Source organism: Herbidospora galbida (assembly GCF_005233835.1).
Taxonomy (GTDB): domain Bacteria; phylum Actinomycetota; class Actinomycetes; order Streptosporangiales; family Streptosporangiaceae; genus Herbidospora; species Herbidospora galbida.
This window is the reverse complement of record NZ_SZQA01000065.1, coordinates 1-14,714: the sequence shown is the minus strand read 5'-3', so window position 1 is coordinate 14,714 and position 14,714 is coordinate 1. Positions and strand designations below refer to the sequence as shown.

Below are 14,714 nucleotides of genomic sequence, written 5' to 3'. Positions count from 1 at the left end.
ACATTTGAGCGGCTTTGATCGTCATCATCGCCGTTCCACTGGAGCCTGATGGAATTCGCCGTCCTGGGGCCGCTCCGCGTGTCGGACGACGCCGGGGTGCTGACGCTGAGCGCCGGCAAGCAGTGCGTCATGCTCGCCGAACTGCTCTGCCGTGCCAATCGCCCGGTGTCCGCCGACACCCTGGTCGAGGCCCTCTGGGGACACCGTCCACCCCGCACCGCGAGCGACAACCTGCGCCTGTACGCGCATCAGCTGCGCCGCGTGCTCGGTCAGGACCGCGTCACCCGAGCCGGCAACGGATGGACGCTCACCGTCCACCCGGGGGAACTCGACGCCGAGGTGTTCGAGACCCTGGCCGAGCAGGGCCGCGCCCTCCTGGCCGCCGGCGACCACGAACAGGCCTCGGCGGTGCTCGCGCGGGCGCTGGAGCTGTGGCGCGGCCCCGTCTACGACGGCCTCAACGTCACCGACGGGCTGCGCGACCACGCGCGCCGGCTGGAGGAGGAACGCCTCGGCGCGCTGGAGAACCGCATCGACGCCGACCTCGCGCGAGGCCTGTCCTCGGCGCTCGTGCCGGAGCTGACCGCGCTGGTCGGCGAGCAGCCGCTCCGGGAGCACCCGCGCGCCCAGCTCATGACGGCCCTGGCCCGGTCGGGCCGCCAGGCCGAGGCGCTGGCCGTCTTCCACGACGCGCGCCGGGTGTTCGCCACCGAACTCGGCATCGACCCCGGCGACGAGCTGCGCGACCTCCACCAGGCGATCCTCACCGGCGCCCTGCCCGACGACCCGGCGACGCCGCCGCCCCCGCCGCCGAGGGAGGCCACGCCCGCGCAGCTCCCGGCCGACATCTCCGACTTCACCGGCCGCGACGACCAGCTCGGCCGGATCACCGCGTTGCTGGGCGGCCCGCCGCCGGCCGGCCCGGGGCACGTCCGGGTCTGCGTGATCGCCGGCATGGGCGGCGTCGGCAAGACGACGCTGGCCGTGCACGCCGCCCACCGCATCGCCCGCGACTACCCCGACGGCCAGCTCCACGTGAACCTGCACGGCGTCGAGCCGTCGCCCGCCGACCCCGGGCAGGTGCTGGCCTCCTTCCTGACCGCGCTCGGCGTGCCCCGGACCGCCATGCCGGAGACCACGGAGGAACGCGCGGCCTACTTCCGCAGCCAGGTCGCCGACCGCCGGATGCTGATCGTGCTCGACAACGCCGCCTCGGAGCGGCAGGTGCGCCCGTTGCTGCCCGGCTCGTCGGGCTGCGCGGTCATCGTCACCAGCCGGACCCGGCTGACCGGCCTGTCCGGGGCGACGCTCATCGAGCTGTCGGTGCTGCTGCCCGCCCAGGCCGTACAGCTGCTCTCGCGGATCGCCGGGGCCGGGCGGGTGGCCGCCGAACCCGAGGCCGCCGCCGAGATCGCCCGCCTGTCCGACCGCATCCCGCTGGCCGTGCGGGTCGCCGGGGCCCGGCTCGCGGTACGCCCCAACTGGCCGCTCAAACGGCTGGCCGGCCAGCTCACCGACGAGCGGCGGCGGCTCGACCAGTTCGCCACCGGCGACCTGGCCGTGCGGGCCAGCCTGGCGCTCAGCTACCTCGGCCTCGACCCGGTCACCCGCAGGGCCTTCCGCCTGCTCGGCGCCCTGGACGCCCCCGACTTCGCCGCCTGGACCGCCGCCGCCCTGCTCGACCTGCCGCTGTCGGCGGGGGAGGAGCTCGTCGAGTCCCTGGTCGACCGCCAGCTCCTGCTCATCAGCGGCGCCGACGCGTCCGGGCAGTCCCGCTACCGGTTCCACGACCTGGTGCGCCTGTACGCCCGCGAGCGCGGCGCACTGGAGGACGACGACGCCGCCGTGCTGGCGGCGCTGAGCCGCGCCTTCGGCGGCTGGCTGGCCCTGGCCGAACGCGCCACCGAGAAGGTGCACGGCACCTCGCTGGCCATCATCCACGGCGACGCGCCCCGCTGGCGGCCGCCCGAGGAGGAGCCCGAGGAGCCGTGGGAACCGCTGGCCGACCACGACCCGCTCGCCTGGTTCGACGGCGAACGGGCCGCCCTGGTCGCCGCCGTCCGGCAGGCGTGCGGGCTGGGCCTGACCGCCATCGCCTGGGACACCGCCTGCTCCCTGGAGCGCTACCTCGACGTGCGCGGCCGGTTCGACGACTGGCGGACGATGCACGAACCGCTGCTGGAGGCCTGCCGGGAGGCCGGCGACCGGCTCGGCGAGGCGACCGTGCTGCGCGGTCTCATCTCGGCGACGAGCTGGATGGACAACGAGGCCATGGCCGCCCACTACGACGGCGCCGGGCAGCTCATCGCCCTGTTCACCGAGGTCGGCGAGGACCGTGGGCTGGCCGACGCCTACGTGATGCGGGCCTGGGGCCAGGCCGCCCGCGGCGCGCTGGCCCTGGGCCTCGAATCGGGCCGGACCGCGCTGCGCCTGGCCGAGGGGGCCGGCCACCTGAGCGGCCAGGCCCGCGCCCACGTCTGCATGGCCGTGACGTACGGGCTGTCCGACCTCGACATGGCGATCGTGCACCTGCACAAGGGCCTGGAGTTGGCCGAGCGGCTGGGCAACGCCCGGTTCGAGGCGACCGCGCTCCAGTTCCTCGGCCTGGCCCACGCCCACCTGCGGCAGTACGAACCGGGCATGGCCTACCTCAGCCGCGCGATGGCCGACCGCCGCTTCGGCGACGCCCTGGTCGACGCGACCGGCATGGTCGCCCTGGCCCGCCTCTACGCGGTGGCCGGCGACCCGAGGGCGCGCGGCGCGGCCGAGGCCGCCGAGGAGCTGTGCCGCAACCACCGGCTGGCCCACCACCGCGCCGACGCGCTGTGGGTGCTCGGCGAGGTCGACCTGGCCGAGGGCCTGATCGACGAGGCCGTCGCCCACCTGGAGGAGTCGGTGCGCCTGTGGCGCGTACGCGGCTGGCAGGCCTTCATCGCCGCCGCCCTGGCGAGCCTCGCCGACGCGTACGCGGCGGCCGGCCGGCCGGAGGAGGAGAAGCGCGCCCGCGAGGAGGCCGAGACGCTGAAGGAGAAGGGCCGCGAGCAGATCGGGCTGCCGGGCTAGGTCACCAGGTCCGGGCCGCCTGGAGGAGCCGGTCGCGGACGAGCGTGACGTGACGGCGGGCGGGTGCGCCGGCTCGGTGGGCGAGGAAGCCGGTGTTGATGGGCGGGTCGTCGGGATCGAGGAGCAGGACGAGGGCGCCCGCGGCGAGCTCGCGGGCGCAGAGGTAGCGGGGGAGGACGGTGACCCCGGCCCCGGCCGCGACGGCGGCGAGGACGCCGCGCAGGTCGGGGACGACGACGGCGGGCGGTCTGGTGAGCCGGGTGCGGAAGACGTGCCGCCAGTAGCGGCGGAGGATGGGCAGGTCCTCGGCGTAGGCGACGAGCGGGGCGTCGTTGAGAGGTCGGGGGTAGTCGCAGGTGAGGGCGGTCAGGCGGGCCGCCCAGGCGGTGGCGGCGACGAGCACGAACTCCTCGTCCATGAGGGGGACGGCGACGACGGAGCGCCCGCGCGGGCGGATCGCCGAGAGGACCAGGTCGAAGCGCCCGGCGCGCAGGCCGTCGAGCAGGTCGTCGGCGAGGCCGGTGGTGACCCGCAGCCGCAGGCCCTCGTCGACCAGCGGGGCGAGGGCGGGCAGCGCCAGAGTGCTCAGCATCTCGGCGGGGCCGCCGAGGTGCACCGGCTCGGAGGGCTCGTCGTGGGTGCGGCCCCGTTCGGCGACGGCGGCCAGTTCGTCCAGGGGAGCGGCGATCCGGGCGGCCAGTTCGTCGGCGACGGACGTGGCGGCCACGCCCCGGGGCAGCCGTTCGAACAGCTGACGGTCGAGCCGCGCCTCCAGCGCCCGGATCTGGCTGGTCACGGTGGGCTGGGAGAGACCGAGCAGCGGGCCCGCCGCGGTGAACGACCCGGCGCGGTAGACGGCCAGGAACGTCCGCAGCTGCGTCAGATCGAGGGGCGCACCGTCTGAGCTATCGGTCTGCCTATGGCTCATGGAAGAGATGCTATTGGTTCCTCTATGGATGTGCGGCCTACGCTCGGGACGTTCCCGCTGATGGACGCCCGAGCGCCGTCGGCATCAACCCCCCTCGCGTGCTGCGAGGGCCGCGGAAAGACCATGAGTGATGGCGAAGATTCTGATTGTCCTGACCGGCGCCCGCCACTGGACGCTGGCCGACGGAACCGAGCACCCGACGGGCTTCTGGGCCGAGGAACTGGTGGCTCCGTACCGGGCGTTCGTCGAGGCCGGGCACGAGGTGGTCCTGGCCACCCCGGGCGGCGTCGTGCCGACGGTGGACCGGGTGAGCCTCACGCCGGAGGTCAACGGCGGGCCGGAGGGCGCGGAGGCGATGGCCGCCGCCCTGCGTGACCTGGCCGAACTCGGGAGCCCGGCCGCTCTCGACGGCGTCGACCCGGAGGAGTACGACGCGGTCTTCTACGCCGGCGGCCACGGCCCGATGGAGGACCTGGCGACCGACCGCGACTCGGCCCGCGTGCTCGGCACGCTGCTGAACGCGGGCAAGCCGGTGGGCCTGGTCTGCCACGGCCTGGCCGCCGCCCTGGCCACCGAGTCCCCCGACGGCGCCTCGCCGTTCGCCGGCTACCGCCTCACCGGCTTCACCAAGGCGGAGGAGACCCAGACGGGCCTCGCCGACCGGGCGAAGTGGCTGCTGGAGGACCGGCTGGTCGCCCTGGGCGCGCGGTTCTCGGCGGGCGAGCCGTGGGCGCCCCACGTGGTGGTCGACCGCAACCTCCACACCGGGCAGAACCCGGCCTCCTCCGCCCGGCTCGCCGCCGAACTGCTCAAGGCGCTGGGCTGACCATGGCACTGATTCTCATCACGGGCGCCTCCGACGGGCTCGGCCGGGCGCTGGCGAGGACCTCGCCGCCGACGGGCGGCACCGGTTGCTGCTGCACGGACGCGACCCCCGGCGACTCGCCGAGGTGGCCGGGGCCACGGGCGGGCAGACCTTCGCCGCCGACTTCTCGTCGCTCGCGGACGTCCGGATCGTCAACGTCGCCTCCATCGGCCAGCAGCCGATCGACTTCGGCGACCCCCAGCTCGAAGACGGATACACCGACGTCGCCGCCTACTGCCGCGCCAAACTGGCGCTCATCGCCCACAGCCTCGACCTGGCCCAGGAGCTCCGGGGCAGCGGGGTCACCGTGAACAGCGTGCATCCCGCGACCTACATGCCGACGGCGATGTCCCGCCGGTCGGGCATGGAGGTCGTGGACAGCCTGGAGCAGGGGGCGGCCGCGACCCGCCGCCTGGTGGACGCGCCCGAATTGGCCGGGGTCAGCGGCCGGTACTTCGACGGGAAGGAGGCCAGGGCCGCCGAGGAGGCGTACCGGACGGAGTGTCGGGCGCGGCTTCGCGAGCTGACGGACCGGCTGCCGGTCGCTGATCAGAACCTCGGGTCGTTGCCCCGGTCGGTGCTGACCTTCAGCTTCAGGGCGCGGGCCACGTCGCCCCACGACACGTACGAGAAGTTCGTCGCGTCGCGCTCCCCGTCCACGTTCGCGCCCGTGTCGGGCTCGTCGTGGGTGACCAGGAGGCCCTGGGTGAACCTGCCGACGGGCCGGTTGGTCACGGTCAGGCCGTCGGAGCCGTTGACGTCGTCCACGCCCTTGACGCCCTTGACCCGGAAGGTCCCCAGCGCCTTGTTGGCGCCCTGGCGGTCGTAGACGGTGAAGGTGTCGTCGCCCTGGCTGGAGACGATCACGTAGCCGGTCGCGCCGCCGCCGTAGTAGACGTCGACGCCCTCCGCGTCGGCGGTGAGGCGGTCGCCGCCGAAGCCCGAGGCGTCCGGGTCGACCGGCGCGCACTCCTCGGTCTCCTCGTCGTAGACGTCCTCGACGCCGAAGTCGGTCACCTTGTCGACCAGCTTCGGCTCCTTCGAGCCGAGGGGCAGCGGCACCCGCCACAGGCCGACGTCCTCCTGGGCGGCGTACAGGACCCCCGAGCGCTGGTCGACGGCCAGGCCCTCGAAGTGGGGGAGGACGCCCGGCTCCTCGCACGGCTTCCAGGTCTTGCCGTCGGGCAGCGGGAACTCGGACGGCATGGTCAGCTTCTCGACCTTGGAGTAGCCGAGCCTTCCGTTCCGCTCCACGATCCGGGCGGTCGCCAGGGTCGTCGCGCCCTCCTGGGTGACGACCGCGTAGGAGACGCCCGGCTCGGGCTGCCACACGGCCAGGCCGTAGGCGGTGTGCTCCTCGCCGACCGTCTCGCGGTCGGGGCTGAACAGGAACTCCTGGTCGGGCGCGGTCACCTCGCGCAGCGGCTCGGCGGCCGAGGGGTCGATGGCGAAGAAGCGGATCTGGTCGTTGTAGCGGTCGGACACGACCGCCACGTCGACCTTCCGGCCGCCCAGCCGGACGCCGTAGGCGATGTCGACGTTGTTGTAGCGGCCCTCGACGCCGTCCCGCCGCGGGGCCTTGACGGCCTTCAGCGACTGCCGCTCCCGGGAGTCCAGGTCGTAGACGCGCAGGCCGCCCTCCTTGGCGGTCACGATCACGATCGACTTGCGGGAGTCGTGCGGGTGGACCCAGATCGCCGGGTCGTCGCCGGAGGCGTTGCCGCCCCGGTCGTCGTCGTACAGGACCGGGGTCTCGTTGTCGGTCGTCACGACCTCGGGGCCCGCCGCCGAGGCGGGGACGGCGGACAGCAGGGCGGCGGCGAGGAGGCCGGCCGCGAGCGCGGCCTTGGGGGTGCGGTTCACGCGTGCGAGGCTGCCCGACCAATCTGTCGGGCGGGTTAACGCCGCGGTGCCGCCAGGAGCCGGAGCATCTCCTGGATCTGGGCCTTGCGCGACTCCTCGATGCGTTTGGCCAGGTCCTTCGTCGCGGCGTCCAGGCCCGTCTTCACCTCGGTGCGGGCCATGTCGACGGCGTTGTGCTGGTGGCCGGTGAGCAGGTTCAGGAAGTTCGTGTCGAACTGGCCGGCGGGCGCCTTCTCCAGCGACAGGATGTCGGAGGGGCGGGTCTCGTGCAGGCCGCCGTGGGCGTCGTGGGAGCCGGGCGGCGCCTCCATCGGCTGCTCCCACCTCGTCAGGCGGGTCGTCATGGTCTTCGCCTCGTCCGACTGGGTGGCCCGGATCGCCGACGCCAGGGCCTTCACCTCGGGCCGCGCGGCCCGCTCCTCCGCGATCTTCGCCATCTGGATGCCCTGCTCGTGGTGCGGGATCATCATCTGCAGGAACATCACGTCGGCGGCGTTGAACGCGGGCTCGGCCGGGGCGGAACATCCGGCCACGAGGGCGAGGACGATTGCCAGACGCTTCATGGCTCCCTCATTGTTGGTCGGAGCCGGCACGGCGCGCGGACTGCGCCGTGCCGGCGGTCTTCAGCTGACCACACGCGTGGTTACACGCGGGCCCAGAGCGCGGGCACGTTCGGCGGCTCCCAGCCGGCGAGCGAGGTGTGCGCCTGGAGGCAGCGGTAGGTGGCGCCGCCGTAGGTCACGGTCGAACCGGTGGCGTAGTAGGTGCCGGTGCGCCACGTGCCACCCGCCGGGGGCGGGGTGACGGTGGGCGTGGGCGACGGCGGACGGGGGGTCACGGTCGGCGTCGGGGTCGGCTGCGGGTTGCCGCCGCCACCGCCGATCTGGAGGTCGACGCAGCTGTAGAAGGCCATCGGGGTGTCGGCGATGTTCCAGATGGCCAGCAGGCGCTGGCGTCCGGAGAAGCCGCCGAGGTTGACGTTGTGCGAGACCGTCGCACCCGGCTGGCGTCCGCCGTCGTTGAAGACGGCGACCCGGGTGTTGCCGATGTAGTACTCCCACGTGCTGGTCGCGTGGCGGGCGGTCAGGACCCAGTTGAAGGTCACGTTCTGCCCGACGGACGTCGCGGGCCACGGCTTGCTCTCGTCGCTCAGCTGCGCGAACTGCGAGAGACCTCCGTGACAGTTGCGCTGGCCCTTGGGCCCTTCGACCGACTGCGGTTCGTAGATGATCGGACCGCAGTTGGCCACCCGGCCCTGGGCGCAGTTCGCCTGCCGGCTCGGCGGCGAGGAGATGTACCCGTGGGCTTGGGCGGGACCGGTGAGCACGACCAGCGTCGATGCCACGGCGGCCAAGGCCGTGACGATCGACAAGATCGTTTTTCTCATGTGAAGCTCCTTCCTGGGGGGCTTCCGAGCAATGTAAAAGAAAGTTTCCTAAGAGTAAATGGTGTAAGGGGCCTCCTGTCAGGGCCGTGGTCAACTCGGTCGTTCAGTTGTCGGTACACCCAGATACGGTGCCTTGGACGCCCGCGTTCAAGGAGGTTTCCGATGGTCGGAGTCGACGACGTACGCCGGGTCGCCCTGGCCCTGCCGCGCACCACCGAGCACCTGATCCGCGACCGGGTCAAGTTCCGGGTCGGGCGGATCGTCTACGTCGCCTTCTCGCGCGACGAGACCACGATGGGCTTCGGCTACCCGAAGGAGGAGCGCGCCGCCCTCGTCGCGGCCGAGCCCGGCACCTTCTTCCTGCCGGGGCCGGTCGACATGCGCTACCAGTGGGTGGAGTGCCGGCTCGACCGCCTCGACCCCGAGCGGATGCGCGAACTGGTCGTGGACGCCTGGCAGATGTGCGTCCCCAAGAAAGTGGCCCGCGAACACCTGGGAGACCCCTCATGACCGTCCCCACCGGCACGATCGGCTTCGGCGCGATGCGGCTCGCCGACGCCGGCATCTGGCGCGGCCCCGCCGACCGCCCGGCCGCCGTCCGGCTGCTGCGAAAGGTGGCCGAACTCGGGGTGCCGCTGATCGACACCGCCGACGCCTACGCCCTCGGCGACAACGAGAGGCTCATCGCCGAGGCGCTGCACCCCTATCCCGACGGCCTGATCGTCGCGACCAAGGCGGGGGAGGCCCGGCCGTCGCCCGGCGAGTGGGTGCCCGTCGGGCATCCCGCCTACCTGAGGCAGCAGGCCGAGCTCAGCCTGCGGCGGCTGCGCACCGACCACATCCCGCTGTTCTACCTGCACCGCATCGACCCGCTGGTCGCGCTCGAAGACCAGCTCGGGGCGCTGGTCGAGTTGCGGGAGGCGGGCAAGATCGGGGCCATCGGCCTGTCGGAGGTGAGCGTCGGGCAGCTCGACGCCGCGCTGGAGATCACCGCCATCGCGGCGGTGCAGAACGCGTACAACGTCGGAGACCGCACCCACGAGGCGATGGTGGAACGCACGGCCGAGCTGGGCATCGCGTTCGTGCCGTTCTACCCGATCGCGTCGTCGCACCCCGGGGTACGGGAGGTCGCGGCCGAGCTCGGCGCGACGACCGCGCAGGTGTCGCTGGCGTGGCTGCTCCGGCGCGCGCCGAACATGCTCCCCATTCCGGGCACGACCTCGGAGGTCCACCTGGCCGAGAACCTGCGCGCCGCCGACCTGAAGCTCACCGACGAGCAGTACGACCGCGTTCAGTCGGTCGCGGGCGGATAGAGGGCGGTCGCCGCCGTCAGGACGAAGTCGATCAGCCGGTCGGCGTAGGCGGGCGCCTGGGCCCGCATGTCCTCCCGGAGCTCCTCGGGCGTGGCCAGCACGTGCTGCAGCACCGCGCCCAGCAGCGTGTCGAGGATCAGGGTGGGCGACGCCCCGGGGCCGAGCTCGCCCCGGGCGATGGCGCGGCGGATCATCTGCCGCGCCTCCAGCACCCGCGACTTCCTGATCACGCCCGTCACCGGGGAGAACAGCTCGGGATAGGCCCGCGCCTCGACGTGCAGCCGCAGCCCCGCCAGGCCGTAGGGGCCCAGGTAGTGGGCCAGCATCGAGCCGATGAGCTCTCGCAGGTCCTCGCGCAGGGTGCCGGTGTCGATGTCGAACGACGGCACGACCAGGGCCGACTCGATGGCGTCGGCGATGAGCTTCTCGCGGCTGGGCCAGCGGCGGTAGAGCGCGGCCTTGCCGATGCCGGCCCGGCGGGCGACCGCGTCGAGCGTGAACTTCGCCCAGCCCAGCTCGGCGTACAGGGCCAGCGCGGCTCTGAGGGCCTTGCGGTCGACCTGGGCGTCTCGCGGACGGCCGGGTCCCGGGACGGGCATACCGGGGTCGGTGCTCACAAGGTCAGCAGGCTAACCGCGGGACTTCCGGCCGAACCCGGTTCGCGGGCGGCCGTCGCCGAGCAGTCGGGGCGGTGAGATGAACGGCGTTTCAGTCAAATTGACGATTCCGCTGGTCACCAGTGACGTCAGGGCGTGATGCCCAGGTTGATACGTTGATGATGATATGAACGATCAGCGCACCCCCGTCCTCGTCGGGGCCGGGCAGGTCTCCGAACGCATCGGCGACCCCGGCTACCGGGCCCGCTCGGCCGTCGACCTGGCCGCCGCGGCGGCCGCCCTGGCGCTCGCCGGCGTCGACCCCCGCGAGATCGACACGATCGCGGCCGTACGGCAGTTCGAGATCTCCACCCCGCAGGCGGTGGCCCCGCTGGGCCGGTCGGACAACGTCCCCCGCTCGGTCGCCCGCCGCCTCGGCGCCGACCCCGCCCGCGCGATCCTCGACGTGACGGGCGGCCAGTCGCCGCAGCGCCTCGTGACCGAACTGGCCGCCTCGATCGCGGCGGGGGAGTCGGAGGCCGCCCTGGTGGTCGGCGCGGAGGCCATCTCCACGATCGCCCACCTGATGGGCTCTCCCGACCGGCCCGATTTCTCGGAGCACGTGCCGGGCGACCTGGACGACCGGGGCCACGGCCTCGACGGCCTGGTCGACGCGGAACTCGCCCGCCACGGCCTGACCAGCGCGGCCGCCCAGTACGCCCTCTTCGAGAACGCCCGCCGCGCCCGCCTGGGGCAGACCCGCGACGAGTACGCCCACGGCATGGGCGCCCTGTTCGCCCCCTTCACCCGGGTCGCCGCCGCCAACCCGCACGCCGCCGCCCCGACGGTGCGCACCGCCGAAGAGCTGGTCACGGTGTCGGAGCGGAACCGGGTGATCGCCGATCCGTACACCCGCTACGTGGTGGCCAGGGAAAAGGTGAACCAGGGCGCGGCCGTGCTGCTGACGTCGGTGGCCAAGGCCCGCCGCCTGGGCGTCCCGCCGGGCCGATGGGTGTACGTCCACGGCCACGCCGACGTCCGCGAACAGGACGTCCTCGCCCGCCCCGACCTCAGCCGCGGCCCCGCCTCGGTCCTGGCCGTGACCGACGCCCTCGCCCAGGCGGGCGCGACCCCCGCCGACGTCGCCGCCGCCGACCTCTACAGCTGCTTCCCGATCGCCGTCACCAACATCACCGACGCCGTCCCGCTGACCTGCCCCCTCACCCTGACCGGCGGCCTCCCGTTCTTCGGCGGCCCCGGCAACGCCTACTCCCTGCACGCCGTCGCCGAGGCCGTCGCCTTCTGCCGCGCCCACCCCGGCGACCTGGCCCTGGTCGGCGCCAACGGCGGCCTGCTGACCAAGTACTCCGCCGCCCTGTACGCCACCACCCCCGCCCCCTGGACCGAGCAGTCGGACCTGCAGGGTCAGGTCGACGCCTGGCCGAAGGTCCCCACCGCCGCGGAGGCCGACGGCCCGGCCACGATCGAGACGTACACGATCAGGCGGAGCCGGGACGGCCGCCGGACCGGCATCGTCCTGGCCCGCCTGGACGACGGCCGCCGCTTCGTGGCCACGGCCGACCCCGCCCTGCTGACGACCGGCGAACCGGTCGGCGCCCGCGTCCGCGCGACCTCGTCGGCCGCCGGCAACACGGTCGCCTAGGTCCTGTCGCTACTCCTCCGGATCGGCCGGGACGTGGAGCAGGGCCAAGAGTCGGCGGCGCAGCTCGTTGAAGCCGGGTACGTCGACCGCGCGGGGATGGCCCAGGTCCACCTCGATCTCCTCGGCGATGCGTCCCCGGTCCAGCACCAGAAGACGGTCCGACAGGAGCAGCGCCTCCTCCACGTCATGCGTCACCAGCAGGGCCGCGAAGCCGTGCCTGGCGCGCAGCCGGCCGAACAGCGCCTGCATCTTCAGCCTGGTCAGGGCGTCGAGCGCGCCGAAGGGCTCGTCGAGCAGGAGCAGGTCGGGCTCGCGTACCAGCGCTCGGGCGAAGGCCACCCGCTGGCTCTGGCCGCCGGACAACTCCGACGGCCACGCGCGGCCGCGCTCGGCCAGGCCGACCTCCTCCAACGCGGTCGCCGTGCGGTCGGGGGCGTCGCCGCCGCGTACGCCCAGGGCCACGTTCTCGGCCACCCGCTTCCACGGAAGCAGGCGGTGCTCCTGGAAGACCACGGCCTTGGAGCCGAACGTGGTGAACTCGCCGGTGGCCTCCTCGTCGAGTCCGGCCAGGATGCGCAGCAGCGTGCTCTTGCCCGAGCCGCTCTCGCCCAGCAGGGCGACGACCTCGCCCTTCTCGATGCGCAGGTCGACGCCGTCCAGGACGGTCGTGCCGCCGAAGACGCGGCGCACGCCGGTGGCGGTTACGACGCCTTCAGGCCGCGACGCCATGACAACGCCCTCCTCTCCGCGGTGCGCAGGGCCAGGTCGGACAGCAGGCCGAGGGAGGCGTAGACGATCAGGCCGAGGACGACGATCTCCGTCTGGCTGAAGTCGCGGGCCTCCATCATCATGAAGCCCAGGCCGCTCTGGCCGTTGACCTGCTCGCCCACGACCAGGCTGAGCCAGCCGGCCGCGAACGCCAGGCGCAGGCCCAGGAACAACGACGGCATCGCGCCGGGCAGCACGACGTGGCGGATGCGCTCCAGCTGGGTGAGGCCGCAGGTGCGGGCGGCCTCGACCAGGCGTTCGTCGATGTCGCGGATGCCGGCGTAGGTGTTGAGGTAGATCGGGAAGAACGCGCCCAGGGCCACCAGCGAGACCTTCAGCGACTCCCCGATGCCGACCCAGATGATGAGCAGCGGCACCAGCCCGAGGTGCGGCAGCATGCGGGCCGCCTGCACGGGCGGGTCGACCAGGTCGTCGCCGTTGCGGAACAGGCCCGCCACCGCGCCCAGGAACAGGCCGAGCAGGCCGCCGATGAGCAGTCCCAGGGCGGCCCGCTCCACCGACTCCAGCAGGTGCAGGCCGAGAGAGCCGTCCAGGGTCAGGCGCCAGGCCGCCTCGGCGACCTTGCTCGGCGGGGGCAGCTTGTCGGGCGACAGGACGCCGGCCTGCGCGGCGCCCTCCCACACGGCGACGAGGGCGATCGGGGTGATCAGCCGCCTTGGCCGGAGCCTCACTTCAAGACGTCCGCGAAACTCGGGTCGATCAGGCTCTTGACGTCGACCTTGGCGGGGATGAGGGTCAGGTCGGCGAAGCCGTCGGCGATCTGCTGGAGTTCATCGCCGATCGCGGCGTCCACCGGGGCCAGCGGCTGGGCGCTGCGCCCCAGGGCGCGGCGGGCGACGTCCTCGGGGATCTTCAGTTCCGGTACGAGCAGCTTGACGCGCTCCTCGGGGTTGGCGATGCCCCAGTCGGTGACCTCGCGGTAGACCTTCAGGTACTCGCGGACCAGATCGGGCTTCTTCTCCAGGGCCTCCGGCGAGACCAGCAGGTACTCCCGGTTGTTGGCCAGACCGGTGGCGTCGGCGAGCACCTTCACGCCGGGCGCCTCCGCCAGCGAGAAGTACGGGTCCCAGATGATCCAGGCGTCGACCTGGTCGTTGTCGAAGGCGGGGCGCGCCTCGGCCGGCTTGAGGTACTGCACCTGGATGTCGCTGATCTTCATGTCGTTTGCTTCGAGGAGCTTGACCAGCAGCCAGTTGACGTTGGAGCCCTTGTTGAGCGCGACCTTCTTGCCCGCGAGGTCCTTGAAGGAGGTGAAGCCGTTCTTCTCCTTGACCAGCACGGCCTCGCCCTTCGGCACCGGCTGCGAGGTCGCGATGATCTTGAACTTGGTGCCGCCGGCGGCAGCGAAGATCGGCGGGGCCTCGCCCGTCTGGCCGATGTCGATCGCGCCCGCCTTGATCGCCTCCGTCAGCGCCGGGCCGCTCTCGAACAGCGACCAGGTGGCGTTCTTGGCCAGGCCCCTGGCCTTGAGCAGGCTCTGACCGCCGAAGCGCTGGTAGCCGACGCGCAGTTGCTCGCCGTCGGCCGTCGTCTCACCTCCCCCGCAGGCGGCGAGACTGCCGATCAGGGTGAGCACGCCAAATAAAGCAGCGATGCGGCGCATAGCGGGTGGCTCCTTGCGGGGAACGAAGCAAACGGTCGCCAGTATGCCTATATAACCTACTTTTTGTATAGGGTTAGTAGGGAATTGTCGAGCTAGCCGAGCGCCGCCGCCAGTTCCGCGCGGGTCGTCACGCCGAGCTTGCGGTACACGTTCGACAGGTGCACCTCGACCGCCTTCGGGGTCACGAACAGCGTCTGGGCGATCTCGCGGTTGGTCGTCCCCTCCCCGGCGAGCTTCGCCACCCGCTGCTCGCTCGGGGTCAGGCTGTCGGCGCCCGTCTGGGTCAGCGGCCGGGGCCGCGCCCCGAGGGCGCGCAGCTTCGCCGTCGCCTCCTCGACCAGCGGCCCCGCGCCGCAGCGGAACGCGAGTTCGCGGCCACGGGAGACCATCGCCGCCGAGTCGCCGAGCGCGACCAGCGTCCTGGCCTGCTCCAGCCGCGCCGGCGACAGCGCCAGCACCTCGGACGACTCCTCCAGCAGCGCCCGCGATCCGGTCACCAGCCCGGCCACCCGCAGTGCCCGGCCGAGCGCCGGCGCCGAACCCCAGGCCCGCGCCAGCGCCAGTTCCTCCCGGGCGTAGTCGGCGGCCAGGTCGCGCCGGCCCTGGCCGCACAGCGCGAGCGCTGCCTCCGACCGCCACGGCAG

Annotated in this window: 15 protein-coding genes; 5 read left to right on the top strand and 10 right to left on the bottom strand. The window is 73.0% G+C overall.

Features of this window, described 5'->3' with window-relative positions; all coding sequences use genetic code 11:
• Positions 1 to 48 precede the first annotated feature (48 nt).
• Positions 49 to 3,063, top strand: coding sequence for an AfsR/SARP family transcriptional regulator (locus FDA94_RS36850; protein ID WP_137251662.1), 3,015 nt, complete (start codon positions 49 to 51; stop codon positions 3,061 to 3,063).
• A gap of 1 nt (position 3,064) precedes the next feature.
• Here the strand turns inward: FDA94_RS36850 and FDA94_RS36845 are convergent, their stop codons facing one another.
• Positions 3,065 to 3,991, bottom strand: coding sequence for a LysR family transcriptional regulator (locus tag FDA94_RS36845; RefSeq protein ID WP_137251661.1), 927 nt, complete (start codon positions 3,989 to 3,991; stop codon positions 3,065 to 3,067).
• 130 nt (positions 3,992 to 4,121) lie between these two features.
• Between FDA94_RS36845 and FDA94_RS36840 the strand changes: the two genes are divergently transcribed.
• On the top strand, positions 4,122 to 4,817 hold the full coding sequence (locus tag FDA94_RS36840; protein ID WP_137251660.1) for a type 1 glutamine amidotransferase domain-containing protein: 696 nt from the start codon (positions 4,122 to 4,124) through the stop codon (positions 4,815 to 4,817).
• Here FDA94_RS36840 and FDA94_RS39650 read toward each other — a convergent pair.
• The 4 genes from FDA94_RS39650 to FDA94_RS36820 form a co-directional block, all read right to left on the bottom strand.
• Positions 4,801 to 5,121: a hypothetical protein gene (locus FDA94_RS39650; protein ID WP_170991287.1), complete on the bottom strand. Its 321-nt coding sequence runs from the start codon at positions 5,119 to 5,121 to the stop codon at positions 4,801 to 4,803. The two genes, FDA94_RS36840 and FDA94_RS39650, sit on opposite strands and share 17 nt — an antisense overlap.
• 284 nt (positions 5,122 to 5,405) lie before the next feature.
• Positions 5,406 to 6,719, bottom strand: coding sequence for a phytase (locus FDA94_RS36830; protein WP_137251659.1), 1,314 nt, complete (start codon positions 6,717 to 6,719; stop codon positions 5,406 to 5,408).
• A 35-nt stretch (positions 6,720 to 6,754) separates the two neighbouring features.
• Positions 6,755 to 7,282 carry a DUF305 domain-containing protein gene (locus FDA94_RS36825; RefSeq protein ID WP_137251658.1) on the bottom strand — a complete coding sequence of 176 codons (528 nt, stop codon included), beginning with the start codon at positions 7,280 to 7,282 and terminating at the stop codon, positions 6,755 to 6,757.
• Positions 7,283 to 7,362: 80 nt separating this feature from the next.
• Positions 7,363 to 8,106 carry a lytic polysaccharide monooxygenase gene (locus tag FDA94_RS36820; protein ID WP_137251657.1) on the bottom strand — a complete coding sequence of 248 codons (744 nt, stop codon included), beginning with the start codon at positions 8,104 to 8,106 and terminating at the stop codon, positions 7,363 to 7,365.
• Between the two features lie 162 nt (positions 8,107 to 8,268).
• On the opposite strand from FDA94_RS36820, the gene FDA94_RS36815 reads away from it, so the two are divergent.
• Together FDA94_RS36815 and FDA94_RS36810 are read left to right on the top strand one after the other, a co-directional pair.
• The gene (locus FDA94_RS36815; RefSeq protein ID WP_137251656.1) at positions 8,269 to 8,616 is read left to right on the top strand and encodes an MmcQ/YjbR family DNA-binding protein; all 348 of its coding nucleotides are present in this window, start codon (positions 8,269 to 8,271) and stop codon (positions 8,614 to 8,616) included.
• Entirely contained in the window at positions 8,613 to 9,419 is an 807-nt protein-coding gene (locus tag FDA94_RS36810; protein WP_137251655.1) for an aldo/keto reductase, read from the top strand. Before FDA94_RS36815 ends, FDA94_RS36810 begins: the two co-directional genes overlap by 4 nt.
• Here the strand turns inward: FDA94_RS36810 and FDA94_RS36805 are convergent.
• Positions 9,398 to 10,018, bottom strand: coding sequence for a TetR/AcrR family transcriptional regulator (locus FDA94_RS36805; protein WP_137251654.1), 621 nt, complete (start codon positions 10,016 to 10,018; stop codon positions 9,398 to 9,400). The genes FDA94_RS36810 and FDA94_RS36805 overlap by 22 nt on opposite strands.
• Before the next feature lie 184 nt (positions 10,019 to 10,202).
• Here FDA94_RS36805 and FDA94_RS36800 point away from each other — a divergent pair, with 184 nt between their 5' ends.
• Complete coding sequence (locus tag FDA94_RS36800) at positions 10,203 to 11,678, top strand: acetyl-CoA acetyltransferase (protein ID WP_137251653.1); 1,476 nt, start codon at positions 10,203 to 10,205, stop codon at positions 11,676 to 11,678.
• A gap of 9 nt (positions 11,679 to 11,687) precedes the next feature.
• On the opposite strand, the gene FDA94_RS36795 is transcribed toward FDA94_RS36800, so the two are convergent.
• The 4 genes from FDA94_RS36795 to FDA94_RS36780 all read right to left on the bottom strand — a co-directional run.
• Complete coding sequence (locus FDA94_RS36795; RefSeq protein WP_137251652.1) at positions 11,688 to 12,407, bottom strand: ABC transporter ATP-binding protein; 720 nt, start codon at positions 12,405 to 12,407, stop codon at positions 11,688 to 11,690.
• Entirely contained in the window at positions 12,380 to 13,138 is a 759-nt protein-coding gene (locus tag FDA94_RS36790) for an ABC transporter permease (RefSeq protein WP_137251651.1), read from the bottom strand. The genes FDA94_RS36795 and FDA94_RS36790 overlap by 28 nt, the downstream gene beginning before the upstream one ends.
• Entirely contained in the window at positions 13,135 to 14,043 is a 909-nt protein-coding gene (locus FDA94_RS36785; RefSeq protein WP_212735677.1) for an aliphatic sulfonate ABC transporter substrate-binding protein, read from the bottom strand. The genes FDA94_RS36790 and FDA94_RS36785 overlap by 4 nt, the downstream gene beginning before the upstream one ends.
• Positions 14,044 to 14,162: 119 nt before the next feature.
• A partial coding sequence (locus FDA94_RS36780) for a helix-turn-helix transcriptional regulator (protein ID WP_246060355.1) occupies positions 14,163 to 14,714 on the bottom strand: 552 nt, incomplete at its 5' end.

What these genes read in the sequence shown, in the direction of transcription:
- FDA94_RS36795 (WP_137251652.1), bottom strand. Translation starts at nt 12,407, where the DNA reads ATGGCGTCGCGGCCTGAAGGCGTCGTAACCGCCACCGGCGTGCGCCGC.
- FDA94_RS36805 (WP_137251654.1), bottom strand. Translation starts at nt 10,018, where the DNA reads ATGCCCGTCCCGGGACCCGGCCGTCCGCGAGACGCCCAGGTCGACCGC.
- FDA94_RS36845 (WP_137251661.1), bottom strand. Translation starts at nt 3,991, where the DNA reads ATGAGCCATAGGCAGACCGATAGCTCAGACGGTGCGCCCCTCGATCTG.
- FDA94_RS36820 (WP_137251657.1), bottom strand. Translation starts at nt 8,106, where the DNA reads ATGAGAAAAACGATCTTGTCGATCGTCACGGCCTTGGCCGCCGTGGCA.
- FDA94_RS36800 (WP_137251653.1), top strand. Translation starts at nt 10,203, where the DNA reads ATGAACGATCAGCGCACCCCCGTCCTCGTCGGGGCCGGGCAGGTCTCC.
- FDA94_RS36825 (WP_137251658.1), bottom strand. Translation starts at nt 7,282, where the DNA reads ATGAAGCGTCTGGCAATCGTCCTCGCCCTCGTGGCCGGATGTTCCGCC.
- FDA94_RS36840 (WP_137251660.1), top strand. Translation starts at nt 4,122, where the DNA reads ATGGCGAAGATTCTGATTGTCCTGACCGGCGCCCGCCACTGGACGCTG.
- FDA94_RS36850 (WP_137251662.1), top strand. Translation starts at nt 49, where the DNA reads ATGGAATTCGCCGTCCTGGGGCCGCTCCGCGTGTCGGACGACGCCGGG.
- FDA94_RS36815 (WP_137251656.1), top strand. Translation starts at nt 8,269, where the DNA reads ATGGTCGGAGTCGACGACGTACGCCGGGTCGCCCTGGCCCTGCCGCGC.
- FDA94_RS36810 (WP_137251655.1), top strand. Translation starts at nt 8,613, where the DNA reads ATGACCGTCCCCACCGGCACGATCGGCTTCGGCGCGATGCGGCTCGCC.